Source organism: Staphylococcus sp. HMSC13A10 (assembly GCF_001808005.1).
GTDB classification, from domain to species: Bacteria; Bacillota; Bacilli; order Staphylococcales; family Staphylococcaceae; genus Staphylococcus; species Staphylococcus pasteuri.
Window position 1 is genome coordinate 62,532 of record NZ_KV791880.1, and the last position, 26,106, is coordinate 88,637.

Below are 26,106 nucleotides of genomic sequence, written 5' to 3' on the forward strand. Positions count from 1 at the left end.
TATGTTTAAAAAGTTTAAATAGCATTAATGCTATAGTTTATGTAAGTTTTATTTCGTTTGTTAACGACAAGACATACTTTACCAAAAAAAAGTGAATTTGTGTGCCTTGTTATTGATTTGTAATTTTATGCTAATATTGTTACACAATTTAAAATTAATATAATAGTACATGAAAGGCACATAAATATGGTGGTTAAGCTATTTATCAAATATATTAAAAAAGTTACAAAATGATGTGTTACATATCTGTAAATTTACAGAAAATTTAAATTGAATATAGATGAAAAGTATAAACAAAATTTTTAAGTGTGAGACAACCTCTTTTAATCATACGTTGACTAACGTGCATATTTTAAAATCAAAGTAAGATGAATGAGCAGTGATAAAATATTAAGAAATATGGATAAAGTAACATATAGTTCAAAACATGCTATTTAAATATAATTAAAAATTGATATAATATTAAAATAAATTGCTACTATAAATTTTTGAATCATTATACAATTAAGTAAGAAGATAGATGTTATCTAATTTAAAGATTTAAAAGAAATGGGGACAAAATAAAGATTAGAAATATGTCTATATGCAACGTGAGGAATTTAAATGATAGAAAATTATTCAATTCGTGTTTTCAAGAATTTAATTATTAATAATAGTAAAGAGACAAATGTTAAACTTGTTTATTGGTTGAAAGGGAATGGAGATATATTAATCAACTTAAAAAGATATAAAATGCAAACCGGTAGCATTGCACTTATTATGATTAATGATGTGTATCAAATTAATAGTGAAGAACAAGCTATAACTAGTCTAATAGAAATTTCGGCAAAGGATTTTATGAGATTTATGACTCCTGGGACGAGTTTATTAGGTGGAGAAATTAATTCAGAAAATCATACAAGAATATCTTGGTTATTAAAGAAACTAATTGAATTAAGATGTATCAATCAAACTCAATACATGACGATAGATAAAGTTATTAAATACTTGTGTATCGAACTATGTTCAGTTGATTCAAATATTAATGATAATGAAAAATTATCTTTTATTGCTGAACCAGTTCATGAATACTTAGTTAAGAATCATTCACAAAAAATTATTAAAAGTGATCTCGTGTCTGCTACAAAAATACCTAGTCAATTATTAACAGAAATGTTTCGTCATACGCCATTCAATAGTTTTAATCAATATTTAAATCATATTAGACTTAGATTTTGTTTATTAGATATTATTTCAACGAATCTTCCTATTGAAGATATAGCTGGTAAGCATGGGTTTAATCACTATTCTCGATTTATACAACTTTTTAAAGAAGCTTATGGACAAACTCCTAAATTAATTAGAAAGAAATACATAGGAACATCTATCTCAAATAATGAAACTGAAGAAATTAAATTGGACGAAAATGTGTTTAAACTTATACGTAATATAGAGAAAGGTTCTAATAACACATCTATACAATGTGATATTCAATTTTCTGCGCAAGACAAACAGAATTGTATTTTTCCATATCAACTTTATATAGAAATGAATAAATTAATGACGTTGAGTCATTTTGATTTATTAAAATTAAAAAATAAATTGAATTATAGAAGTAATGAGATACATCTTATTATTGACATTGATTTTGACTTAATTATGCAAAATATAAAAATATTTGAAGATAACATAACTCAATTGTTGACATTAATGGACGATGTACATATGACGCCTGTTTATAAAATCAAAACTAAACAATCTAAGTATTTTACAGCGCAAGAAAGAATAGCATTACAACAATTAATGAATACGTTGTTTCAAGTATCAAGACGCTTTAGAAATGAAAATATTGAATTTTTAATGCATGAATTAAGTTTATTTGAAATAAAAGAACTTAAGCAAATTTTAAATTCATATTTTGATAATCACATTTTGCTATGGAGACCTAATGAAGAACAATTAGCAATAGTTGAACAAGTTGAAACATTCGTTGACTATATTATTCTTCCAATAAATCAGACAGATAAAATCAAATTAGCGCAACCAAATAAGTTAATGATAAGTAATTTATTTACAAATACAACAAAAGAACTTATTGATATAGTTGATTTAAAAAATTTGAAAAATATATTTAAACATCTATGTAATATGAGATCTATTCATTTATATTGGCAACATTTAGATTAGAAAGAAAAACAGTCATCTCAAATTTCATTGTCAGATTCCATTTTATTTATGCTAAATATTTTTAATCAACTACGAGGGGATATAGTTTATCTAGATACACAATTATTAGTTACTAATTATAAAAATGAATATCAATGTATTGCACTATTTGATTTACCTATTTCCAAAAATCCAAATGTTGAGCAAGTTCAATTAAATTTCTCAAGTATTAATAAAATCACTCATGCTGAAATTAACATGATTAATTATCAAACATTTATGAAACCAATGAAAAACGATAATGAATCAATTGTAAGTGAAATGAAAATAGAGAACCTTTATTGGATTGGCGAAATGACTAAAAAATACATAGAAGAAAGCTTAATTCGATTACCAAGTATGACAATAGCACATATTAAAATATTGATTTAGTTAATTATGCATGACTGATTAGTAGAGAGGAAGATATGTCATGTCATATGTGAAAATGAACTGTTTTGTAGCACACTATATGTTAGTTAAATTAGCTAATGATTATTTAAAATATTCATACCATTTAACTATAAATCATGTTAAATTACTCTACTTTATATTATATTTATATGATGAAAATAAGCATATAGATATTAGCCAACTCGAAATGTATAATAAGCGATCGAAATTTTCAATTTTAAAAATGTTGCAATATTTGTATCAAAACAATTGGATATCAAAAGAACGTGATGACAAAGATCAACGAAAATTGGTTATTACTATGTCAGAACAACAGAAGAATAAAATTCATTTATTATTTAATGAAATTGATGAGATGCTAGAATCTCGAAAGATAGTTATAAATCAGAGAGTAAGTAACCACATTTTATATTTTATTAAATGTGGTGAGGTACTTGATGATATGGATGAACAATTAATGATTAATAATCTCTCTTTGGAAGAGGTGTATTTGTTAGCAATATTACTTAATAATGATAATAAAATGACAGTTAAGTATATGAGATATAAAACTCAAGTAGGTATAGTTTCTTTAAGTTCTATAATAAAAAAGTTAAATCAAAAAGGCTATATAATCAAAGAACGTAGTTTAGAAGATGAAAGAACGATTATATTAAAATTGAACGATTGTAAAGCATCCTTAATACTTTCTATTATTGAATCATGTTACAATACTTTAAAACAAGGAATGAAGAACTTGTAAATTAGTAAGTGATAGAAGGAGTTAACATATGATTTTAGATAATGTAAATCCCAATGATTTATTTCCAACAGAGAAAAAAGGGCCTTCTGTATTAGGCATTATGGATTACGAAGTTAGAGGACAGTCACAATTTGAAGGTGCATTTATAGCTACTTCAGAAAGAATTATAATGAATGTAGATATGAATGGACAATTTTATTATAGAAGTATTGGGTATGATGAAGTTAATGATATACAATATGATGGTAAAACAATCACTTTTGATTTCAATATTGGTAAAATTCCAATGCACGATTTTAAATCTAACGATGTACAAAGTTTTGTTGATTTTGTTAAAGAAAAATTACAATCAAAGTAATTTAGAGTTTCAAAATCAGCTGAATTAAAATTATTAATATAGCGATAAACCGTGAATAAATTAATTCTTAATTTTTTCTGGCTTATCGCTTTTTTATTTTAAAAGTTTAAACATGTAGAATTACTTCTAAAAAGTCAATTAATCAGATAGTTATTATAAAATAATTAAAATATAACCAATAATTAAAAGTATTAAAATTTTGATATGCATATTTTAATAACCTTGAATAAAGTTAAATAAATGTTTGTGAAAAGTAATAAATATATAAATGCAAATTCGAGTAATAAAATTATTGAATTTTTATACTTGTTTGTTTAAAATGAACTTTGTAACATGGGTGGAGTTCAATTCAGTTAGATGAAATTATGTGAGCCTTGCTACAACAAGATGTGCATCAGAGGAGTGGTTTTTAAAATGGCAAAAATAAAAAATATTAATGATTTAGTAGAAGCTACATTTCAAGTGAAAAAGTTCTTTAGAGACACTAAAAAGAAATATAATTTGAATTATGAGGAAATTTATATTTTGAATTATATCTTAAAAAGTGGTTCTACTGAGATTTCTTCTAAAGAAATTGCGACATGTTCTGAATTTAAACCATATTACTTAACAAAAGCATTACAAAAACTAAAAGAGTTAGATTTATTATCGAAAAAAAGAAGTGTTCATGATGAACGTACAGTTATAGTATATGTAACTAAAGAACAAAAAGATAAAATTAAAAAGCTCATTGATGAATTAGAACAATATATCTAAGTAACTCGTTTTATTATATTGTATTTCTTATATTAAGGGTTCAAATTCAGGTGATTGATGTAATGGAAAAGTAGGTTTTGGAATTGAGAAGTGGAATGGAGTATATAAATTTATATGATATGCTCCATTTAATAGGGTAGCTAGGAAATGATAGATGTTGATCAGTAAGAAAGTTTATTAAATAGAAAAGAGATTTATTTAATGGTTAGTGAATGTGTTTTTATTGTTAATACGATAAAGAGTATCCATTGATCACAAATTGAATAGCATCTAAACTACATAATATAGCTTCATCCTTATTTTTTAGCTTGAAAAAGGCATGGTTACATTTGTAACCATGCCTTTTAATTTAATATTTTCTTAAAAAGTTAATTTCTCTATCATACAGTTCATTAGCAATATAAGATTGGGCTTTTTCAAGTATGGATTCTATATACTGCGTACGGTTAGACAAAATTCTAATTGAAAGTCCATGAGTAGGTAATTGAGTTATACCTAATCGACAGTTTAATTCTTTCTCAAAGTGTTTAATTTGATTATAAATTTCATCAATGAATTTTTGATTTACACTAGGATGAATAAAATATGCTGAGCCTAAGTGTGTATAATTTTCCATGTAACCTAAAGAATCAATTGAATTTTTTTCAGGATTTAACATAAGATTGTCGTATGTTACGAGTTCATTATTGATATAAATTTCATTAACTAAATGCATATATTTATATGAAAAGTTTTTATCATCTGATGAGTAACCAGGTGTGAGAATATCGGTATAAAACATCGCACTTGTTTCATCTAAATCAAAACGATTGTGTTGATAAAATTTAGCATTTTCATAAGCAATGATTGGATCAGCTACGTATTCCATATAAGCATTAGGTTTTAATTGGAAAGTTTGATATTGTTCAACATGATCTTTTAAAGTTTTATAAATTTTTGTTGCACCTTGAGACGTTAATGTGACACTAGCATTATCTTCAATATTGAAATTCATAGAATAACGGTCACCATCAAGGTAACCACCACCTACATTAACAATATAGAAAGTAGGGGTAGTTGACCCATTTAGGTAAACAGGACGTATGACTTTTAATGCCTTTTCAAAAAAGATGTCACGTGCTACAGAACGTTTACCATTGTTAAAAACCGTTAAATCAAGTTGACCTGTCCAAGATTGTTGAGACATTATGATAATCCTTTAAGTAACGTATCTCGTTCAATCCACTCAATAACTTCATCTAGGCCTTCATCTGTTTTTAAGTTTGTAAATGCGAATGGTCTGTCACCACGAAATACTTTTGTATCTTCAGTCATTTGGTCTAAAGAAGCGCCAACGTGAGGTGCTAAGTCTGTCTTATTAATGATAAAGAAATCAGATTTAATCATACCTTGTCCACCTTTACGTGGAATTTTTTCACCTTGGGCAACGTCGATAATATAAATTGAAAAGTCAACAAGTTCAGGACTAAATGTTGCAGCTAAATTATCGCCACCAGATTCAATGAAAATAAGTTCGATGTCATCATTTCTTTCTAACAATTCATCAATAGCAGCAAAGTTCATAGAAGCATCTTCACGAATTGCTGTATGCGGACAACCACCAGTTTCAACACCGATAATTCTATCTTCTGGTAAGACACCTGTATTGACTAAGATTTTTTCGTCTTCTTTTGTATATATATCGTTTGTTATAACGCCAATGCTCATATCTTTAGCTAGACGTCTAACAACTTTTTCTATTAATTGAGTTTTACCTGCACCAACAGGTCCACCAATTCCAATTTTAATTGGTTCAGTCATATATTTGACCTCCTATGAAATAAATATTCTTACATTTACATTTTCGTGTTCCATTTGATTTAATTCTAATCCAGGCGCAGTCATACCAAAGTCACTTTCATCAAGAGATAAAACATGATTTCGTGTTTCTTCTATATAAGGAATCATTTGAGTTACTACTTTTTGACCGGCAGTTTGACCTAAGGGAATAGCTCTTACTGCATTTTGCGTGAGACTAGATACATTTTGATAGAGATAATAATCAATAATTGTACTAATATCAACGCCTAAATAATGACCAAGCATAGTAAAACAAATTGCTGGATGTAACTTAGCTTTTTTATTTTTCATTTGTTCATGATACCATTGAATCCATTCACTATCGTATAATTCCATAGCTAATTTCACCATTCGAGTGCCCATTTGTTTAGCCCCGACACGAGTTTCTTTAGGTAAACTTTGAACAAAGATAAGTCGATCCATACGTAAGATTTTATCAACATCATTATTGTCTAAGGCTTCGTATACAATTTTCATTGCTAAACCATCAGAATAAGTTAGCTGTTCATTTAAAAATAATTTTAACCATTGAACAAATGTTAAATCATCATGTACCGCTTCATGTTGAATATATGTTTCCAAGCCGAATGAATGACTAAATGCACCGGTTGGAAACTGTGAATCACAGAACTGAAATAAGCGTAAATTTTGATGATCAATCATGAGAATGTCCTATATGTCTAAACGCTTGGTTTACTTTTCTATCTTCATGACTATAAGGAATACCTAAAGATTTAAGTAAATCTTCAACGAGATAGTCATATTGTACTAACATCTCAGTTTCTGTGAACTGTGCAGGTAAATGACGATTACCAAGTTGATGGGCAATATCTCCCATTTCTTTTAATGTACGTGGTTTGATAACAAGTAAATCTTCAGAATTTACATCAACGATAATCATGTTTGTATCATCTTTATATAAAATATCACCGTACTGTAAATCGATAGGTTGTTTCAAACGAATACCAATTTCATTACCATGATCCGTTTTTACGCGTTGGATACGTTTAACTAAGTCAGAATTTTCTAGATAAACTTTTTCTACATGTTTATTTTTTTCATCAGCTGATAAATTAGCAATATTGCCTTGAATTTCTTCTATAATCATTAACAATTTTCCTCCTAGAACAAGAAGTATCTTTGAGTTAATGGTAACTCAGTAGCAGCTTCACTTGTAATTTTTTCACCGTCAACAAATACTTCATATGTTTGTGGATCAACGTCTAATTTAGGTGTTGCACTGTTATTTTTCATATCTGCTTTAGATAAGTTACGAATGTTTTTAACAGGTCTTACCATACGTTGTAAGTTAAGTTGTCTATAAATACCATTTTCAAATGCAGTGTTAGAAACGAAAGTCATTGCTGTATGAGTGATATTACCACCATATTGACCATACATTTTACGATATTTCATAGGTTCTGAAGTTGGAATAGAGCCATTAGCATCACCGTTAACTGCTACATTGATTAAACCACCTTTAACTACAAGTTCAGGTTTAACGCCAAAGAACGCAGGATCCCATAATACAAGGTCAGCTAATTTACCTGATTCAATTGAGCCAACATATTCTGAAATACCATGTGTAATCGCAGGGTTAATAGTATATTTAGCGATATAACGTTTAATACGATTGTTATCATTATATTCTGAGTCGCCTTCTAAAGCACCACGTTGTTCTTTCATACGATGAGCAGTTTGCCAAGTACGTGTAATCACTTCACCTACACGACCCATAGCTTGAGAGTCAGAACTAATCATACTGAATACTCCCATATCTTGTAATACGTCTTCTGCAGCAATTGTTTCTTTACGAATACGAGAATCCGCGAATGCAATATCTTCAGGAATAGAAGCATTTAAATGGTGAGTAATCATTACCATGTCTAAATGTTCGTCTACAGTATTATGTGTATAAGGTAGAGTTGGGTTTGTAGATGAAGGTAAAATATTTGAATATGAAGCGGACTTAATTAAGTCAGGTGCGTGACCACCACCAGCACCCTCAGTATGGTACATGTGTAACACACGGTTCTTAATTGCTTTCATAGTGTCTTCCATAAATCCAGCTTCATTCAATGTATCAGCATGTAAAGCGATTTGGACATCGAATTCATCTGCAACATCTAAAGCATGACTTAAAGCTGAAGGCGTTGCACCCCAGTCTTCGTGTACTTTTAAACCAATAACCCCAGCGTGAATTTGTTCAATAAGTGCTGTATGATTGACAGCTTGCCCTTTACCTGTGAAACCTACATTGATAGGTAATGCTTCAGCAGCTTCTAACATACGATGTATATGCCAAGGTCCAGGTGTAACTGTAGTTGCTTTTGCACCTTCAGATGCACCAGTTCCGCCACCAATATGAGTAGTGATACCACTTTCTAAAGCAACTTCAGCTTGTTCTGGGTTAATAAAGTGAACGTGTGTATCAATACCACCCGCTGTAACAATTTTACCTTCAGCAGAAATAATATCTGTTGTACTTCTGATGATTATATTGACGTTATCCATAATATCTGGATTACCCGCTTTACCGATTGCAAAAATATAGCCGTTTTTAATACCGATATCGCCTTTAATTACCTTGTCATAGTCAATAATGACTGCATTAGTTATAACTAAATCGGCTACATTTTTATCATCACGAGTCACGTTAGGATTTTGAGCCATACCATCACGGATAGATTTTCCGCCACCGAAAGTTGCTTCGTCACCATAATTGGCATAATCTTTTTCAACTTCTGCGAATAGGTTAGTGTCGCCTAATCTAATTGCATCTCCAACTGTTGGACCATATAAACTTGTATATTGTGATTGAGTCATTTTAAAGCTCATTATCTTTTACCACCTTTTTTATTGGTATTTTCATGACCTTCGTCATTATAAACACCAGCGTACTCGTCGTCTTCACCAGTAGGGCGATAAACACGGGAGCCATCAATTGGACCATTAACGAATCCACGGAAACCATAAATTCTACGGTTACCAGAATACTCTACTAGTTGCACGTGTTTTACATCGCCAGGTTCAAATCTGACAGCGGCACCAGCTGGAATATCTAAATGTTTACCATATGCTTTGTCTCTTTCAAATTCTAAACCTAAGTTAGCTTCAAAAAAGTGGAAATGTGAGCCAATTTGAATAGGACGATCTCCAACATTCTTAACTTCAATAACTGTTTCAGGTGAATTTGGATTAATTTCAATATCTGTTTTTTTTACTCTAATTTCTCCAGGAATCATATTTATGTCCTCCTTAGACAATTGGATGATGGACAGTGATTAATTTAGTTCCATCTGGGAATGTTGCTTCAATTTCAATTTCAGTAATCATACTTGCAACCCCATCCATAACATCTTCTTCATTTAAAATTGTTTTACCATAACTCATCAATTCAGCTACAGTTTTACCGTCACGAGCACCTTCTAATAATTCATCGCTAATTAATGCAAGTGCTTCTGGATGATTTAATTTAAGTCCTCGCGCTTTTCTGCGACGAGCAACTTCTGCAGCTACAACTATCATTAGTTTATCTTGTTCACGTTGTGTAAAGTGCAAAATAATCCCTTCTTTCCCGAAATAAAGTTCGCAATAAACTTGCAAATTTTATATTAGGACGATTTTTAATTTTAAATAAGTATAACGATTCCATAAATTTAAAAATTTAATTAAAATGGGCAAAACTTTTAATGATTACAGCGCGTTTACTAATATTATTTGAATTTTTTAATTAGTAAAACATTTTCATTCTTTATATCAAATTAATACACATTAATATTAAATTGTTGTATCATATTCATTGTCGAATTGGGGGAAAAGTTCATGAAATCCATTCAAATCATTTTGAAAAACATTTCACAAGTTTTATTAATTAATAATCATTACACAGGGCTTTTTATATTAATTGCATTATTTGTTGGTAATTGGAAAGTCGGTATAAGTGCATTAATTGGAAGTATCATTGCATACATACTTGCGCCATATATTAACTATTCTCAAGAAGAAATAGATAATGGATTAGCAGGTTTTAATCCTGTATTAACTGCAATAGCTTTGACATTATTTTTAAATGAAAACTGGGCAGGTATTCTAATTACATTGATGGCAACAATATTAACATTACCTGTTGGATCAGCAATAAGAGAATGGTTAAAGCCATACGGAATAGCAATGCTTACAGCACCCTTTGTCATTGTGACGTGGTTTGCAGTTTCTATATCTGAACAAGTAAAAGCTGTGAAAACACCATTAAATTTATTACCAAACACCATTAAACCAGTGACAAGTAATTCTGGTCATCATTTAAATTTACTACATTCCATTTTAGATGGGTTTAGTGAAGTATTTTTAATACCTAGTGTATGGGCTGGATTATTAATACTTATTGGAATTTTAATTGGCTCAAGAAAAGCGTTTGTTTTTGCAATTGTAGGAAGTATTATTGGTTATTTAATTGTTGGTTTATTAGGTGGTAACACTGATAACATCAACCAAGGACTATTTGGATATAATTTAATTTTAACTGCAATAGCTTTAGGCTCAACATTTAAAACGTCAATTAATACATATCTTTCTGCCTTTTTAGGGTTATTACTAGCAGTACTATTAAATCTAGGTTTGAACACAATGCTTGAACCTCTTGGGTTACCTTCATTAACAATGCCATTTATATTAGCAACATGGATTATGTTATTTGCAGGCCGTCAAAATAGAGATATAGGAAGTAGAAATTAATAAAAAATTATGGGACTCACCATTAAAGTAGTGAGTCCCATAATTTTTTATTAAGATGTTAAATAGTGTGTTGTGCGATGTTCAATTTTATGGAACACATACTCAATAACAATTGCCAATGCCCAGTAAAATATCGCTGCTACTGTATATACTGGTACAAATTGATAACCTTCATTAGCAATTTCAGTACTTATTGCCATAATTTCTGTTACTTGTACAGCAAAAGCAAGTGATGTTCCTTTTAATAACATAATAAATTGATTTTCAATATTAGGTAATGCATAGCCAAACGCTTGAGGGAAAACAATGCGTCTATAAACATTCCATTTAGATAAACCTACAGTTTGAGCAGCTTCAATTTGTTTAGGATCAACAGAAAGTAAACCACCTTTAATAGATTCTGATAAATAGGCCGTCGCATGCAATGCAAAGGTGATTGCAGCAATCATCAATTGATGTGCCATATCTGGATTAAGTGAAGTATGAAAAATTGAGTTGAACCATAGAATAAGTGCTGGCAAACCATAATAGAAAATGAATAATTGAACTATGAGCGGTGTACTTCTGAAAAATGAATTATAAACGATTACTAATTGAGATAGTACAGGTATTCGTTGCAATCGAATAATCGCAAATACTGTACCTATAATAATACCAATCAACATAGCTATAAGTGTAATTGCAATTGTATTTGGTACACCCTTTAAAACTTCAATGAAGGTATGTAAAATGAATGACATTTGATTGCCTCCTATGCTTGATATGGTTTTTCTGAAACTTTATTAATTAATGTAAACACACCTTGAACAATCAAAGCGAGCATCCAATATATAATAGAAATAACAATATATACTTCTAACATTCCTAAACCATAATTATTGCCAATAATAAGTTGAACTTGTCCCATCATGTCTATAATTCCAATAGTAAATGCTAACGATGTATCTTTAATTAATTCTATAATCTGAGTCGTTAAATTAGGAATACTGTTACGTAAAGCTTGTGGAACGATAATATTTTTTAGTATTCTCGGATAGCTTAAACCTACTGATAATCCAGCTTCAATCTGACTATATTCAACAGATAAATAACCAGCTCGAAAGACTTCTGATAAATAAGCAGCACTATGAAGACTAAAAGCTAATATTATGAAAAATAATCTGTCAAAGTGATTAATGTTTATATGAAATATTAATAAAAATTGAGGTAATGCAAAATATACTAAAAACAATTGAAGTAGAAGTGGGGTACTTCTCATAAATGATTGGTATATTCTGACGCAAGGCGCCAATATAGGCGTTTGTTTAATACGAATCATTGTTAATAATAGTCCTAATATAATGGCAAAGATTAAAGCACTTATAATCATTACTAGAGTAATAGGAAGTTGTTGTAATACTTGATTAAATAAATCTAACCATTGTGTGGCAGACATATTATTGCACCTCCAATTGTTTCTTATGCTTATTGATATTTTCTAAATCATCAAACACATCAATATCAAAATATTTTTTAGATAATTTTTGAAGTTTACCTTCTTTTTTTAATTCTTGAGTAGCTTGATCAATATCATCATGTAATTGTTGATTATCTTTGTTATAAACGATGTGAAGCGGTTCTTTTTTAACAATGCCACCAATTTTAACATCTTCATTTACTTTTTCTTGAATCGCTTTATATGTATTCCAATTTAAAAACATTGCATCACGTCGATGATTACCAACCATTTTTAAATTATCTCCATTAGAAGGTGCTTGAATCGTATCTATATTGATAGGTTCTTTATGTGACTTGTTATATTGTTTTAATATAGAAAATAAACCACCACTTGGTGCCATTGGAGTTAATCTCTTATTAGTTAAATCGCTAAGCTGATGTATATCATGATTATTTTTATTAACTGCAAGCATAGGTAATGCATAACTGTAAGGAACATCTTGATATAAAAATTGTTTTTCGCGTTCGGGTGTTTTAAAGAACCAATTAATTCCCATATCAAATTTTTTAGAACCTATACCTACTAGGTTAGACTCTTCTTCACCAACTTCATATTTAAAATGATATTGTGGTAATTTCTTCTCTAATAATTTCATATAATCCATATCAAGTCCTACAAATTCATTCTTTTTATTAGTATATAAATATGGAGGATTTACTTCTGCCGATAACGCTACTTTGATTTCTTTTGGATGAGCTTTAGTAGCACGTTGTGATTGATCATTTGAGCATGCAGATAAAGCTATAGTAGATATAAATACGCTCATTAATACTAACCAAGGGAAGAATTGTTTCAATTTACATCTACCTCCGTTCTAATACGTTGTATAAAACGTTGGATACGGTCATTATCTTGATTATATAAAACATCACTTGGTGAACCATGTACGACTAGTTCTCCGTTATCAATAAATAAAATTTGATCAGCAATAGCTTCAGCAAAGCTAATTTCGTGAGTTACTATAACCATTGTCATTCCTTGTTGTGCAATACGTTGTATAAGATTTAATACACTTTGGATTGATTCAGGGTCTAATGCAGATGTAGGTTCATCTAATAATAGTACTTTAGGATTTAATGCAAGTGCACGTACTATACCAACACGTTGACTTTGACCTCCTGATAGTTGGATAGGGTACTTATCTTTATGTTCTAATAAATTCACCATATTTAAGTGATCTTCAGCAATATGTATCGCTTCTCTTTTTCCTTTACCTTGCCCATAAATTAAGCCCTCAGTAATATTCTCTAATACGGTTTTGTTTTTAAATAAATTATAATTTTGAAAAACCATTGCTGATTGTTGTCGAAGATGATAAATATCTTTTTTAGTATGTTGTTCAGCATTAAATTGATAATCATCAATCGTTATCGAACCTTTAGAAGGAGTTGCGAGTGCGTTGAGAGTACGAAGTAAAGTTGTTTTTCCTGAACCACTAGGTCCAATAATAGCTGTCACGGTTCCCTGTTCTTGTGAAAAATTAATATCTTTTAAAACCTGATTTGAATGATAAAAATGAGATAAATGTTCTACTTGTATCAAGGTATCAGCCTCCCAAATATATTAAAGTAAATTTATCACATTAATTCTTATCGGTAAAGTAGGAATTGTGAAATATCAGTCCTTTTATTTAATAATGTTGAGTGTTAAACTAAGGATAATTAACAAGCTATTAATACTATGATGAGGTGAAAATAATGACACAGTCATTCTTGGTGCAATCAGAGATACAACATAAATGGATAAAAAAGTTTAAAACAATAGAAGAGCAGTTTAAATCGTATGCGGAGCAAAATGATATTGCCTCACGCTTTCCATTTGAAAATATAGAGTGGTTAATTAATGAAGGATATACTTTATTAACATTACCAAAAGCATACGGCGGTGAAGGCGCTACGATTGAAGATATGGTTATTTTGCAAACTTATTTAGCAGAAATAGATGGCGCAACTGCCTTATCAATAGGTTGGCATTTAAGTGTAGTGGGTCAATTATTTGAACAACAATTGTGGGAGCCTGAATTATTAGAAGAATTTGCCGAAGAAGTGAAAAAAGGCACACTCGTTAATCGTGCAGTAAGTGAAGCTGAAACTGGTAGCCCTACACGCGGAGGACGTCCGGCAACTCATGCAGTAAGAGAAAAAGACGGCTATATTTTAAATGGTGTCAAAACATTTACTTCAATGAGTAAGGCATTAACACACTTTATTGTAGGAGCATATGTAGAAGAATTAGATCAAGTAGGATTCTTTTTAGTTCCAAGAAATGTTGAAGGCGTGGACATCGCCGATAATTGGAACATGATTGGTATGCGTGCTACTGAAAGTCATGATTTAGTGTTAAATAATGTAAAAATTCCTCATAAATATTTTGTTGAACAGAAACGTAAACCTGGAGCAAATGGTTGGATTTTGCATATTCCTAGTGTCTATTTAGGAATCGCACAAGCAGCTAGAAATTACGCAGTAGATTTCACTAAAACGTATAGTCCGAATAGTATAGAAGGAACTATTGCAGAATTACCTACAGTTCAACAAAATTTAGGTAAAATGGAATCTCTATTATTATCGGCAAGACATTTTTTATGGAGTACTGCCCACGGTTATCAATTATATGAGAAAGACACAGAAATTTGGAATGAGACTTCTGCAAGTAAAGTACTTGTATTAAATCAAGGATTGGAAGTTGTAGATTTAGCAATGAGAATTGTAGGAGCAAAAAGTCTTGAGATGGAAAGACCATTACAAAGATATTATCGAGATATGCGCGCAGGTCTTCATAATCCTCCGATGGAAGATATGGCATATACTAATATTGCAAAAAGCATTACAGGATTAATATAGTAATAAGTTACTTTATTGAAATAAATTTATTAAAATTTAAAAAAACTGGTGAAATTGCTTATTGTAAAAATATATGTAAAGTTGTATAATTTTAATGAAATTGATAATCGTTTTCAATGGGAGGAAAAAATGAAGAAATTATTATTACCTTTAATAGCACTAGTGTTAGTTTTAGCTGCATGTGGTAACAACTCAGACGATAGTTCAAAGAGTTCTGAGAAGAAATCTTACAAAACGGATGATGGGAAAACAATAAAAGTTCCTAAGGATCCAAAAAGAATTGCTGTTGTAGCTCCATCATATGCTGGTGGCGTGAAAAAATTAGGTGGAAATGTAGTAGCAGTAAGTAATCAAGTCGATCAAAGTGATATTTTGAAAGACAAATTTAAAGGTGTAACTAAAGTTGGAGACGATGATGTCGAAAAAGTTGCAAAAGAAAAACCAGATTTAATTATTGTCTTAGATCAAAATAAAAACATTAAAAAATATAAAAAAATCGCAGCAACTGTACCATTTAACTATGCGAAACATAGTTACTTAGAACAACAAGAAGAACTAGGTAAATTACTAGGTAAAGAAGATGCAGTTAAAAATTGGGAAAAAGAATGGAAAGATCAAACTTCTAAAGACGGCAAAGAGATTAAAGATAAAATTGGTAAAGATAAAACTGTAACTATCTTTGATGAATTTGATAAAAAATTATACACTTACGGCGACCATTGGGGCCGTGGCGGAGAAATTTTATATCAAGCATTCGGTCTTAAAATGCCAAAATCAGTTGATGATTTAACTAAAAAAGCTGGATTTGCTGAAGTTAAACAAGAAAAAGTTGATCAATACGCTGGCGATTACATTGTATCTACAAGTGAAGGTAAAGCAACACCTGCATATGAAAAAACAAATATGTGGAAAAACTTACCTGCAGTTAAAAATGGTAATGTGATTAAAGTTAAAGCAGAAACATACTGGTATAATGATCCATATAGCTTAGACTTCATGCGTAAAGATTTGAAGAAAAAATTAATGGATACTAAATAAAAAGATAATAAAAAAACGATATCAATAACTTAGAAGTTGAGACGCAAATTGTGTCTCAACTTCTTTTATGTAGTAGTAAATTATGAATTTTGTTTGTGATTTCGATATAATTACATATAAATTGAAAGAAATAAAATAATAAAAAGGAGAAAAACAATGAAAAAAGTTTATTTTAATCATGATGGTGGCGTTGATGATCTTATATCTTTATTCTTACTTTTACAAATGGAAGAAATAGAACTTGTAGGTGTAAGCACGATTGGAGCAGATTGCTATTTAGAACCATCTTTAAGTGCGTCTATCAAGATTATCAATCGCTTTTCCAATCAAAAACTTGATGTTGCACCATCATTTGAAAGAGGGAAAAATCCATTTCCTAAGGATTGGAGAATGCATGCATTTTTCATGGACGCGTTACCAATTTTAAATGAAAAAGTTACTTTAACAAATTCAAAAGAAAATCATCTTGAGGCTTATGAAGATATCATTAACATTCTTCAAAATACTGAAGAAAAAATTACATTGTTATTTACTGGTCCTTTAACTGACTTAGCTAAAGCATTAAAAATACAACCAACTATAGTGAACAAAGTAGATAAATTAGTTTGGATGGGAGGAACATTTTTAGAAAAAGGTAATGTTGAAGAACCAGAGCATGACGGCACGGCAGAATGGAATGCATTTTGGGATCCAGAAGCGGTGAAAACAGTATTTGATAGTGACATCAAGATAGATATGGTAGCTTTAGAAAGCACCAATCAAGTTCCTTTAACTTTAGAAGTGAGACAACGTTGGGCAGATGAACGTCAGTATACAGGTATTGATTTCTTAGGTGTTAGTTATGCAGCTGTACCACCATTAACACATTTTATAACAAATTCGACTTACTTTTTATGGGATGTGTTAACAACAGCTTATGTAGGTAATCCTAAATTAACTAAATCAGTTAAATTGAATGTAGATGTTATAGCACATGGCCCAAGTCAAGGTAGAACATTTAAATGTAATGATGGTCGAGAGGTTAATGTGATTAATTATGTAGAGCGAAATAATTTCTTTAATTATATAAGTGATTTGGCAAAACGCGTCAATTAATGTAAACTTTATATTCCATTAAGTTTACATTAATGGTATAATCATTCTCATGTAAGGAGGATGAAATGATGAGTACAAAAGAATTAGTATTTACAGCTTTGATGGCAGCCATCATTTGTATTTTAGGTTTGGTACCACCAGTACCTTTACCAATTATGCCAGTACCAATTGTATTGCAAAATATAGGGATATTTTTAGCAGGAATAATGTTAGGAAGAAAGTTAGGAACTATAAGTGTTGTTGTATTTTTACTGTTAGCTGCAGTAGGACTACCAGTGTTATCAGGTGGTAGAGGGGGTATCGGTGTTTTCGCAGGTCCTTCAGCAGGATTTTTATTCTTATATCCAATTGTAGCTTTCTTTATCGGATGGATAAGAGACAAATATTTACATAAAGTAAACTTTATAACGCTAATAGTTGCTACTATTATCATTGGTGTACTTGGATTAGATATACTAGGTACCATTATAATGGGATTCATTATAAATATACCTATTTCTAAATCCATCGTATTATCATTAACTTTTATGCCTGGGGATGTAGTTAAAGCAATTATTGCAAGCTTAATAGGAGCGACTTTACTTAATCACTCTCGATTCAAACAGTTGATAAAATAAAATCAGTGTAAGACAATGTTTCATATATAGAATCATAACAATTCTAATTATCTACTGAGATGGGGTAATATTTATGAAGCATTTGACGATGTCTGATATATATTTGGAAGGTAACATTTTTTTAGAAGATTCAATGAAGACCGTTTATTTAACACCATCAGATGCACTTCAATTTGCCAACAATACTTGGTTATATCATCAGTGCCCATCACAAGTTCAATGGTTGAAAGATATTGAAACCCAAAAGGAAATGCATGTTGCACAAGGTTCCAATCACTTATCTTTTTACTTTCCTGAGAACGATCAACTTAATGAACAGTGGTTTGAACTGTTTAAGGAATTAGGATTTGAACTTGGTGTATTAGAATTCTATATCATTGAAGCAAATGACTTAGCCCAATTAAGTAGAAATAAAGATGTAAGATTAATCAAAGTAAATCGTACTAACTTAAATGATTATCTTGATATTTACTATCAATTTTCATTACCATATGGCAAAAAATATGCTAAAAAAAATGTTGAAAAGATTAGACAAAATTTTGATAACATGAAAGCAATACCTATGATTGGATATTTAGAAAATAAGCCAGTAGGTATTGTCGATGTGATAGAAAATAAAAACTCTGTAGAAATAGATGGATTTGGTGTACTTGAAAATTATCAAAGAACTGGTATCGGTCGAACGATGCAATCTTATATAGGGGAATTAGCAGGGCAACGCCCAGTTATTTTAGTTGCAGATGGTGAAGATACAGTTAAAGATATGTATTTGAAACAAGGTTATGTATATAGAAGTTTCAGGTATCAAATATTAAAAGAAAATATATAAAAAGAGCTGCTGATGATTTCAACCACTAATTGAAATCACCAGCAGCTTTTTATACGTTCTGGATGGCTATATATATTAAAGTTACCGTCTCTAATAAAACCAACTGCAGTAATATTTAAATCGTCTGCTAATTGTACAGCTAACGTCGTTGGAGCTGATTTAGATAAAATAACGCCTACGCCAATTTTGGCAGCTTTAATTAAAATTTCCGAGGAAATACGACCACTAAATATTAAAATTTTATTTCTTACTGGAATATCATTTTGTATACAGAACCCAAATAATTTATCTAATGCATTATGACGACCAATATCTTGACGATGTTCAAAGAAATTATCACCATCACTAATAGCCGCATTGTGCAATCCGCCTGTCTGCTTAAATATAGTACTGGCAGTTTGTAAGCGAGTCATCATATTTAAAACTTGTTGAGGAGTAATAGTGATGTTAGATAAGGATGTTTTAGCAGTAGCAGCATCGTTATGAAAGTAAAATTCACGACTTTTACCACAACAGGATGCAATCATTCGTTTACTAGAATATTCGAAACGATCATTTAGCGATTTTGTCAGTTCAACATGAGCAAACCCTCTACTATCATCTATTTGTAATGATTTTAATTCTGCTTTTTTTAATAATGCACCTTCTGATGCTAAGAAACCCAGTACTAATTCTTCAATATTAGTAGGACTACAAATAACAGTTGCAAACTCTTCACCATTGACCATGATAGTTAATGGAAATTCTGTTACATAAGTATCTACTGTATCCTTTAATTCACCATTTTCAAATCTAATAATGTGCTGATTGGATGAAACATCTTTATTCATTTTGTAACTCCTTTATATCACTATAAATATTATATTAGTGCGTTTTTCATAAAATATAAATAAATTTGCTTTGATAGTTATTTCAATTTTAAAAAGTAAAGTATATAATCTACATATAGATATTAACTTCAAATAAAATATAAATCTATTAAATTTGAAGTATAATGTACTTTAAGGAGGAATTGTTATGAAGATTAAAAGTTTATTTGTGATTTTGTTAATGGGACTTTTGGTTCTAGCCGGATGTTCGAATTCATCATCAGATAATGGAAAGAAAAGTGAAAAATCTAACAGTAAAGATAAGAAACAAGAATTACAAATTTCAGCAGCAGCAAGTTTGACAGATGTTAGTAAAGAATTGAAAAAAGAATTTGAAAAAGATCATAAAGATGCTAAAGTTGATTTCAACTATGGTGGTTCAGGTGCTTTAAGACAACAAGTTGAATCAGGTGCACCAGTAGACGTTATTATGTCAGCTAACACTAAAGATGTTGACATCTTAAAAGATAAAAAGAAAGCGCATGATACATATAATTATGCCAAAAATAAATTAGTACTTATAGGCGACAAAGATAAAAATTATAAATCTGTTAAAGATTTAAAAGATAATGAAAAATTAGCTTTAGGTCAAATCAAAACAGTACCTGCAGGTAAATATGGTAAACAATACTTACAAGAAAATAATTTGTGGGATGCAACAAAAGACAAAGTAGTTTACGCAAAAGACGTTAAACAAGTATTAAACTATGTACAAAAAGGTAACGCACAACAAGGATTTGTTTATAAAACAGATTTATATAAAAATAAAAAGAAAATTGATTCAGTAAAAGAAATTAAAGAAGTAAAATTATCAAAACCAATTACTTATGAAGCAGGAGCGACTTCTGATAAAAAATTAGCTAAAGAATGGATGGAATTCTTAAAATCAGACAAAGCTAAACAAATCATCAAAGATTATCAGTTCTCAGCATAGGGGTTGTTTTTAATGCCTGACTTAACTGCATTTTGGCTATCGATTCGAGTAGCAACTTTGAGTACATTGATTGTAATGGTACTTGGAATTATTGTATCAAGATGGTTATATCATCGTAAGAAACGATGGGTTAAAATCATTGAAAGTTTTATATTATTACCTATTGTTCTTCCGCCCACAGTAATGGGGTTCATATTATTAATTATATTTTCACCACGAGGTATTGTAGGAAAATTCTTCAGTAATATATTGCATTTACCAGTAGTATTTACATTGACTGGGGCTGTTATTGCATCTGTTATTGTTAGTTTTCCACTGATGTATCAACATACAATTCAAGGTTTTAATAGCATTGATAAACGTATGTTGGATACTGCTAGAACAATGGGAGCAAGTGAAGGAAAGATTTTCTATAGAATAGTATTACCTTTATCTAAACGTTATATATTATCAGGAATTATGATGAGTTTCGCTAGAGCTATCGGTGAATTCGGAGCAACTTTAATGGTTGCCGGCTATATTCCTAATAAAACAAATACTCTACCACTAGAAATTTATTTCTTAGTTGTTGAAGGAAAAGAAAATCAAGCTTGGTTGTGGGTGTTAGTTCTAGTAGCATTCTCTATTGTTGTTATTATGACAATCAATTTATTAAATTATGATAAGTTTAGGGAGCGTGATTAAATGTTGAATATTGATATAACACATCAAATTAATCAACGTCCAATTCATATTCACATTGAAGATCAGGTTCCCAAAATATATGCAATCCAAGGACCTTCTGGAATAGGCAAAACGACTATATTAAATATGATAGCCGGTTTAAAAAAACCAGATGATGGAATGATTCAAATTAATGATCGTGTACTAACCGAAACTGAAAAGCATATTGATATAAAAATTCAACAAAGACAAATTGGTTATTTATTTCAAGATTATCAATTGTTTCCGCATCTCACAGTGAAACAGAATATTACATTTATGACATCTTCATCGGAGCATATTGATAATTTATTAGAAACACTAAATATAAAACATTTAATGAATCATTACCCAATCACCTTATCAGGTGGGGAAGCTCAACGTGTTGCTTTAGCAAGAGCTTTAAGTATAAAACCAGATTTAATACTACTCGATGAACCATTTTCTAGTTTAGACGATCAGACTAAACGTGAAAGCATAGCCTTAGTTCGAAAGATTTTTAATGAGTGGCAAATTCCTATTATATTTGTTACACATTCGAATGAAGAAGCCAAAGAACTTGCAGACGAAATGATTATGATTTCTTAACCATAATAAAACTTTAATTATTAATCAAAATTAATGAGAGTCAATTTTAATAAGTTCCTATCAGAGTAAACATTGAAAAATGAGAACTTTGATAGGAACTTTTTATGTTGAGGTTTTGTCACTTTGAGACACAAGATTTATAATAGAGATAACATACTTCAAGGGAGATTCAAAAATGAATCAGGAAATGAATCAGGATAGATATTCAAGACAAATGTTATATAAACATATAGGTGTTGAAGGTCAACGCAGTATTAGTCAAAAACGTGTGATGATTGTTGGTATGGGTGCTTTAGGCACACATGTTTCAGAAGGCTTAGTAAGAGCCGGCATACAACAACTTACGATTGTTGACAGAGATTATATTGAATATAGTAATTTGCAACGGCAAACTTTATTTACTGAGCAAGATGCACTTGATATGCTCCCTAAAGTCATTGCTGCCAAGAAACATCTAGAATCAATTCGACATGATGTGACAATCAATGAATTTGTCTCACACGTAGATGCTTACTTTTTAGATAAACATACATCTGGAATTGATTTAATCATTGATGCAACTGATAATTTTGATACAAGACAGCTTATTAATGATTTTGCTTATCAAAATTCAATTCCATGGATTTATGGGGGAGTTGTACAAAGTACTTATGCTCAAACTACCTTTGTTCCAGGAAAGACACCATGTTTTAATTGCTTATTACCACATTTACCTTCAATTAATTTAACTTGCGATACTGTAGGTGTGATACAACCGGCTGTAACAATGACAACTAGTTTTCAAATCACTGATGCATTGAAAATACTCACGCATCAAGCTACCGATATTAAATTAAAATATGGTGATGTGTGGGAAGGATATCATCATGCCATTGGTTTTAAAAATATGCAAAATGACTCATGTTCTACCTGCGGACAATCACCTACTTATCCTTATTTGAATAATAGTCAACGTCAGTATGCAACATTATGTGGCAGAGATACAGTGCAATATATTAATAAAGATATTACCCAGGAAATGCTTATATCATTTTTAAATTCTCACCATATTCAATATAAACAAAATCCATATATGATTGTATTTTCATTTAAAGGTTATAGAATCGTAGCATTTAATGGAGGTCGATTATTAATACATGGATTAACTAGTCCTAACGAAGCTACTAAACTAATCAATCAATTATTTGGGTAAACATTTAAGGAGGAGAAATCATGCATCAACATATTAAACTGGATAGAAACATTGAAGTGGCAATTTTAACTGTATCGGACACAAGAGATTATAATACTGATAAAGGTGGACAACTTATTCAAACATTATTAGAAAATGAAAATGTTAATGTGAAAGATGACTATTATAAGATTGTAAAAGACAATCAGCAAGATATTCATGAACAACTTTCTACATGGTTAAAACAGAATGATATAGATGTCATTATAACGACTGGTGGGACAGGTATAGCACAAAGAGATGTGACAATTGAGGTTGTACGTCCTTTATTAGATAAAGAAATTGAAGGATTTGGAGAAATGTTTCGTTATTTAAGTTATACAGAAGATGTAGGCACGAGAGCTATTTTATCTAGAGCAATTGCAGGTACACATCAGGATAAACTGTTATTTTCACTTCCAGGATCAACTGGTGCAGTTAAATTAGCTATGGATAAACTTATTAAGCCAGAATTAAATCATCTAGTTCATGAATTAACAAAATAATATAAAAGAGGACTGAAGTCAAAGTTTCATTGCTTCAATCCCATTTAAGTATACAGTTATTTTATTTATTATTCTGGACGCTTGTAATCGCCTGATTTACCACCAGATTTAGCAGCTAAATAAGTTTGACCTATTGTCATTCCTTTATCAACTGCTTTCGTCATATCATATATTGTTAAAGCTGTTACCGATGCAGCAGTTAGTGCTTCCATTTCTACACCTGTTTTTCCAGTTGTTGATACAGTCGCTTTTATATGCAATTCATATTGATTAGATTGATGAGTATCCCATTCAAAAGCGACGTCTATACCAGTTAATGGAAGCGGATGACACATTGGTATTATTGTAGAAGTATTTTTAGCTGCCATGATGCCAGCAATTTGTGCAGTATTTAATACGTTACCTTTAGCATTAGTATTTTGAACAATTTGTTGATAAATAGTTTCGTTTACTATAATACTGGAATAAGCGATTGCTGTTCGTTTTGTAATTTCTTTATTTGAAACATCAACCATTTTCGCATTACCCTGTTGGTTAATGTGTGTGAAATCTGACATATTAACCCTCCTTATCGATACAAGTATATCACGAAATAAATATTTTGGAGATGATCATATGACATTTGAAAAAAGAAGTCCAATTCCCGTTAAAGAAGCAATTCAACGTGTTGTAAAACAAGATATAAATTCTAGCAAAATTTCAGTTCCTTTAAATCAAAGTACTGGCCATATTTTAGCAAGTGACGTTGTAGCTACTTATGATATACCAAGATTTAATAAATCACCGTACGATGGATTTGCGATTAGAAGTCAAGACTCTATAGGAGCAAGTGGTGATAATCGAGTACATTTTAAAGTGATTGATCATATTGGTGCTGGTTCCGTGTCTGATAAAAAAGTTGGTGAACATGAAGCGGTAAGAATTATGACTGGTGCACAATTACCTGAAGGAACAGATGCAGTTGTCATGTTTGAACAAACTGTACAACAAGAAGATACGTTTTCAATTAGAAAGACGTTTGAACAACATGAAAATGTTTCATTGAAAGGTGAAGAAACACAGACTGGAGACATTGTTTTGAAAGCAGGACAACAAATCAATCCAGGAGCTATAGCTGTATTAGCAACATATGGTTATACAGATATTGAAGTATGGAAGAAACCAAGTATAGCTGTTATTGCGACAGGTAGTGAGTTACTAGAAGTGGAAGATGAGCTTCAACCTGGTAAAATTAGAAACTCAAACGGTCCGATGATTAAAGCATTAGCTGAAAAGTTTGGATTAAAAGTAGGTACTTATCAAATTCAGCAAGATGATTTACAAAGTAGTATTGAAGTCGTTAAAAAAGCGATGGATGAACATGACATTGTTATTACTACAGGTGGCGTATCTGTCGGAGATTTTGACTACTTACCTGAAATTTATCAAGCACTACATGCAGAAGTATTATTTAATAAAGTTGCAATGAGACCAGGAAGTGTAACAACTGTTGCAGTTGCTAATAATAAATACTTATTTGGTTTGTCTGGTAATCCTTCAGCATGTTTCACAGGATTTGAATTGTTTGTAAAACCAGCAATTAATCAAATGATGAACGCTAATGCAGTTTATCCTCAAATTGTTAAAGCTACATTAATGGAAGATTTTACTAAAGCTAATCCATTTACTAGATTTATACGCGCTAAAGCTACATTTACATCTGCTGGCGCTACAGTTGTTCCATCTGGATTTAATAAATCAGGTGCAGTAGTCGCTATTGCTCATTCAAATTCAATGATTATGTTGCCAGGAGGAACACGAGGGTTTAAAAAAGGACACCTAGTAGACGTTATACTTACAGAATCATCTGCTTATGAAGAGGAATTGAATATATGATTCTTCAAATAGTCGGATTTAAAAATTCTGGAAAAACAACACTCATGATGCATACAATTAATAAATTAAAATCTCTAAAGTTAAAAGTTGCGACAATAAAACATCATGGGCATACTGGTTCGGATATTGAGTTACAAGGACACCATGTGGACCATATGAAACACTTTGAATCAGGAGCGGACCAAAGCATTATACAAGGGCATGAATATAGACAAACTGTAACTAGAATTAATGAACAAAGCCTTTCAAAGATTATTAAAGACTCTGTTACAATTGATTATGACATCATTTTAGTTGAAGGTTTTAAGGATGAAAAATATGAAAAAATCATAGTTTATAACAGTGAATCACAATTGCAAAAGCTAAATCATTTAAACAATGTATGTTATAAGATAAAATTAAATGAACCTAATGCTTATCAATTATTTGATGAATGGTTAATAAATAAAGTGACACATAAGGATTGAGTGCA

Annotated in this window: 31 protein-coding genes; 18 read left to right on the plus strand and 13 right to left on the minus strand. The window is 30.5% G+C overall.

What is annotated here, in order from left to right:
• Positions 1-603 precede the first annotated feature (603 nt).
• The 5 genes from HMPREF3125_RS09765 to HMPREF3125_RS09780 all read left to right on the plus strand — a co-directional run bounded on the left by HMPREF3125_RS09765 (position 604) and on the right by HMPREF3125_RS09780 (position 4,454).
• Entirely contained in the window at positions 604-2,166 is a 1,563-nt protein-coding gene (locus HMPREF3125_RS09765) for a helix-turn-helix transcriptional regulator (protein WP_256278099.1), read from the plus strand.
• Positions 2,167-2,214: 48 nt separating this feature from the next.
• Entirely contained in the window at positions 2,215-2,577 is a 363-nt protein-coding gene (locus HMPREF3125_RS13115) for a hypothetical protein (RefSeq protein WP_256278100.1), read from the plus strand.
• A 40-nt stretch (positions 2,578-2,617) separates the two neighbouring features.
• The gene (locus tag HMPREF3125_RS09770) at positions 2,618-3,340 is read left to right on the plus strand and encodes a transcriptional regulator, SarA/Rot family (RefSeq protein ID WP_046467137.1); all 723 of its coding nucleotides are present in this window, start codon (positions 2,618-2,620) and stop codon (positions 3,338-3,340) included.
• A 28-nt stretch (positions 3,341-3,368) separates the two neighbouring features.
• On the plus strand, positions 3,369-3,698 hold the full coding sequence (locus HMPREF3125_RS09775; RefSeq protein WP_046467138.1) for a PH domain-containing protein: 330 nt from the start codon (positions 3,369-3,371) through the stop codon (positions 3,696-3,698).
• 414 nt (positions 3,699-4,112) lie between these two features.
• A complete protein-coding gene (locus tag HMPREF3125_RS09780) occupies positions 4,113-4,454 on the plus strand; it encodes a transcriptional regulator, SarA/Rot family (protein ID WP_029055839.1) in 342 nt (113 codons plus the stop codon).
• A 349-nt stretch (positions 4,455-4,803) separates the two neighbouring features.
• On the opposite strand, the gene HMPREF3125_RS09785 is transcribed toward HMPREF3125_RS09780, so the two are convergent.
• Genes HMPREF3125_RS09785 through HMPREF3125_RS09815 form a run of 7 tightly spaced genes read right to left on the minus strand, consistent with a single transcriptional unit; the run spans position 4,804 to position 9,854 of the window.
• Positions 4,804-5,640, minus strand: coding sequence for an urease accessory protein UreD (locus tag HMPREF3125_RS09785; protein WP_017638565.1), 837 nt, complete (start codon positions 5,638-5,640; stop codon positions 4,804-4,806).
• On the minus strand, positions 5,640-6,254 hold the full coding sequence (gene ureG / locus HMPREF3125_RS09790; RefSeq protein WP_070453588.1) for an urease accessory protein UreG: 615 nt from the start codon (positions 6,252-6,254) through the stop codon (positions 5,640-5,642). Before ureG ends, HMPREF3125_RS09785 begins: the two co-directional genes overlap by 1 nt.
• A gap of 12 nt (positions 6,255-6,266) precedes the next feature.
• Positions 6,267-6,956: an urease accessory protein UreF gene (locus tag HMPREF3125_RS09795; protein WP_046467139.1), complete on the minus strand. Its 690-nt coding sequence runs from the start codon at positions 6,954-6,956 to the stop codon at positions 6,267-6,269.
• Complete coding sequence (ureE, locus tag HMPREF3125_RS09800; RefSeq protein WP_017638562.1) at positions 6,949-7,401, minus strand: urease accessory protein UreE; 453 nt, start codon at positions 7,399-7,401, stop codon at positions 6,949-6,951. The genes HMPREF3125_RS09795 and ureE overlap by 8 nt, the downstream gene beginning before the upstream one ends.
• 14 nt (positions 7,402-7,415) lie before the next feature.
• Positions 7,416-9,131, minus strand: coding sequence for an urease subunit alpha (ureC, locus tag HMPREF3125_RS09805; RefSeq protein ID WP_070453591.1), 1,716 nt, complete (start codon positions 9,129-9,131; stop codon positions 7,416-7,418).
• Positions 9,131-9,538: an urease subunit beta gene (locus tag HMPREF3125_RS09810; RefSeq protein WP_017638560.1), complete on the minus strand. Its 408-nt coding sequence runs from the start codon at positions 9,536-9,538 to the stop codon at positions 9,131-9,133. The genes ureC and HMPREF3125_RS09810 overlap by 1 nt, the downstream gene beginning before the upstream one ends.
• A 13-nt stretch (positions 9,539-9,551) precedes the next feature.
• Complete coding sequence (locus HMPREF3125_RS09815; protein ID WP_017638559.1) at positions 9,552-9,854, minus strand: urease subunit gamma; 303 nt, start codon at positions 9,852-9,854, stop codon at positions 9,552-9,554.
• A gap of 264 nt (positions 9,855-10,118) precedes the next feature.
• Between HMPREF3125_RS09815 and yut the strand changes: the two genes are divergently transcribed.
• Complete coding sequence (gene yut / locus HMPREF3125_RS09820) at positions 10,119-11,030, plus strand: urea transporter (RefSeq protein ID WP_017638558.1); 912 nt, start codon at positions 10,119-10,121, stop codon at positions 11,028-11,030.
• A gap of 50 nt (positions 11,031-11,080) precedes the next feature.
• Here yut and HMPREF3125_RS09825 read toward each other — a convergent pair whose 3' ends face one another.
• The 4 genes from HMPREF3125_RS09825 to HMPREF3125_RS09840 are packed head-to-tail and all read right to left on the minus strand — an operon-like array spanning position 11,081 to position 14,070.
• Entirely contained in the window at positions 11,081-11,770 is a 690-nt protein-coding gene (locus HMPREF3125_RS09825; RefSeq protein WP_070453594.1) for an amino acid ABC transporter permease, read from the minus strand.
• An 11-nt stretch (positions 11,771-11,781) separates the two neighbouring features.
• Entirely contained in the window at positions 11,782-12,465 is a 684-nt protein-coding gene (locus HMPREF3125_RS09830) for an amino acid ABC transporter permease (RefSeq protein ID WP_029055842.1), read from the minus strand.
• Position 12,466: 1 nt separating this feature from the next.
• Positions 12,467-13,294 carry an amino acid ABC transporter substrate-binding protein gene (locus tag HMPREF3125_RS09835; RefSeq protein WP_070453748.1) on the minus strand — a complete coding sequence of 276 codons (828 nt, stop codon included), beginning with the start codon at positions 13,292-13,294 and terminating at the stop codon, positions 12,467-12,469.
• A gap of 26 nt (positions 13,295-13,320) precedes the next feature.
• The gene (locus tag HMPREF3125_RS09840) at positions 13,321-14,070 is read right to left on the minus strand and encodes an amino acid ABC transporter ATP-binding protein (protein WP_017638554.1); all 750 of its coding nucleotides are present in this window, start codon (positions 14,068-14,070) and stop codon (positions 13,321-13,323) included.
• A 155-nt stretch (positions 14,071-14,225) separates the two neighbouring features.
• Between HMPREF3125_RS09840 and HMPREF3125_RS09845 the strand changes: the two genes are divergently transcribed.
• From HMPREF3125_RS09845 to HMPREF3125_RS09865, 5 genes are all read left to right on the plus strand, one after another.
• Positions 14,226-15,371 carry an acyl-CoA dehydrogenase family protein gene (locus tag HMPREF3125_RS09845; protein ID WP_070453597.1) on the plus strand — a complete coding sequence of 382 codons (1,146 nt, stop codon included), beginning with the start codon at positions 14,226-14,228 and terminating at the stop codon, positions 15,369-15,371.
• Between the two features lie 129 nt (positions 15,372-15,500).
• Positions 15,501-16,409 carry an ABC transporter substrate-binding protein gene (locus HMPREF3125_RS09850; protein WP_070453601.1) on the plus strand — a complete coding sequence of 303 codons (909 nt, stop codon included), beginning with the start codon at positions 15,501-15,503 and terminating at the stop codon, positions 16,407-16,409.
• Positions 16,410-16,565: 156 nt separating this feature from the next.
• Positions 16,566-17,504: a nucleoside hydrolase gene (locus tag HMPREF3125_RS09855; RefSeq protein ID WP_070453604.1), complete on the plus strand. Its 939-nt coding sequence runs from the start codon at positions 16,566-16,568 to the stop codon at positions 17,502-17,504.
• A 68-nt stretch (positions 17,505-17,572) separates the two neighbouring features.
• Positions 17,573-18,121: a biotin transporter BioY gene (locus tag HMPREF3125_RS09860; RefSeq protein ID WP_070453607.1), complete on the plus strand. Its 549-nt coding sequence runs from the start codon at positions 17,573-17,575 to the stop codon at positions 18,119-18,121.
• Between the two features lie 73 nt (positions 18,122-18,194).
• Positions 18,195-18,950: a GNAT family N-acetyltransferase gene (locus HMPREF3125_RS09865; protein WP_070453610.1), complete on the plus strand. Its 756-nt coding sequence runs from the start codon at positions 18,195-18,197 to the stop codon at positions 18,948-18,950.
• Between the two features lie 35 nt (positions 18,951-18,985).
• Here HMPREF3125_RS09865 and fdhD read toward each other — a convergent pair whose 3' ends face one another.
• Positions 18,986-19,780, minus strand: a complete 795-nt coding sequence (fdhD, locus tag HMPREF3125_RS09870; RefSeq protein WP_070453613.1) for a formate dehydrogenase accessory sulfurtransferase FdhD — start codon at positions 19,778-19,780, stop codon at positions 18,986-18,988.
• Between the two features lie 187 nt (positions 19,781-19,967).
• Between fdhD and modA the strand changes: the two genes are divergently transcribed.
• The 5 genes from modA (at position 19,968) to HMPREF3125_RS09895 (ending at position 23,759) form a co-directional block, all read left to right on the plus strand.
• Positions 19,968-20,753 carry a molybdate ABC transporter substrate-binding protein gene (modA, locus tag HMPREF3125_RS09875; protein ID WP_070453617.1) on the plus strand — a complete coding sequence of 262 codons (786 nt, stop codon included), beginning with the start codon at positions 19,968-19,970 and terminating at the stop codon, positions 20,751-20,753.
• A 12-nt stretch (positions 20,754-20,765) separates the two neighbouring features.
• Positions 20,766-21,437 carry a molybdate ABC transporter permease subunit gene (modB, locus tag HMPREF3125_RS09880; protein WP_017638546.1) on the plus strand — a complete coding sequence of 224 codons (672 nt, stop codon included), beginning with the start codon at positions 20,766-20,768 and terminating at the stop codon, positions 21,435-21,437.
• Positions 21,438-22,043, plus strand: a complete 606-nt coding sequence (locus tag HMPREF3125_RS09885) for an ATP-binding cassette domain-containing protein (protein ID WP_017638545.1) — start codon at positions 21,438-21,440, stop codon at positions 22,041-22,043. It abuts the gene before it with no gap.
• 187 nt (positions 22,044-22,230) lie between these two features.
• Positions 22,231-23,235, plus strand: a complete 1,005-nt coding sequence (locus tag HMPREF3125_RS09890) for a ThiF family adenylyltransferase (protein WP_070453749.1) — start codon at positions 22,231-22,233, stop codon at positions 23,233-23,235.
• A 20-nt stretch (positions 23,236-23,255) separates the two neighbouring features.
• Positions 23,256-23,759, plus strand: a complete 504-nt coding sequence (locus HMPREF3125_RS09895) for a MogA/MoaB family molybdenum cofactor biosynthesis protein (protein ID WP_070453621.1) — start codon at positions 23,256-23,258, stop codon at positions 23,757-23,759.
• 68 nt (positions 23,760-23,827) lie between these two features.
• Here HMPREF3125_RS09895 and moaC read toward each other — a convergent pair whose 3' ends face one another.
• The gene (gene moaC, locus HMPREF3125_RS09900) at positions 23,828-24,316 is read right to left on the minus strand and encodes a cyclic pyranopterin monophosphate synthase MoaC (protein ID WP_046467145.1); all 489 of its coding nucleotides are present in this window, start codon (positions 24,314-24,316) and stop codon (positions 23,828-23,830) included.
• Between the two features lie 58 nt (positions 24,317-24,374).
• Here moaC and glp point away from each other — a divergent pair, with 58 nt between their 5' ends.
• The gene (gene glp / locus HMPREF3125_RS09905) at positions 24,375-25,634 is read left to right on the plus strand and encodes a molybdopterin molybdotransferase MoeA (RefSeq protein WP_070453624.1); all 1,260 of its coding nucleotides are present in this window, start codon (positions 24,375-24,377) and stop codon (positions 25,632-25,634) included.
• On the plus strand, positions 25,631-26,101 hold the full coding sequence (mobB, locus tag HMPREF3125_RS09910) for a molybdopterin-guanine dinucleotide biosynthesis protein B (protein WP_070453628.1): 471 nt from the start codon (positions 25,631-25,633) through the stop codon (positions 26,099-26,101). The genes glp and mobB overlap by 4 nt, the downstream gene beginning before the upstream one ends.
• Positions 26,102-26,106: the final 5 nt, after the last annotated feature.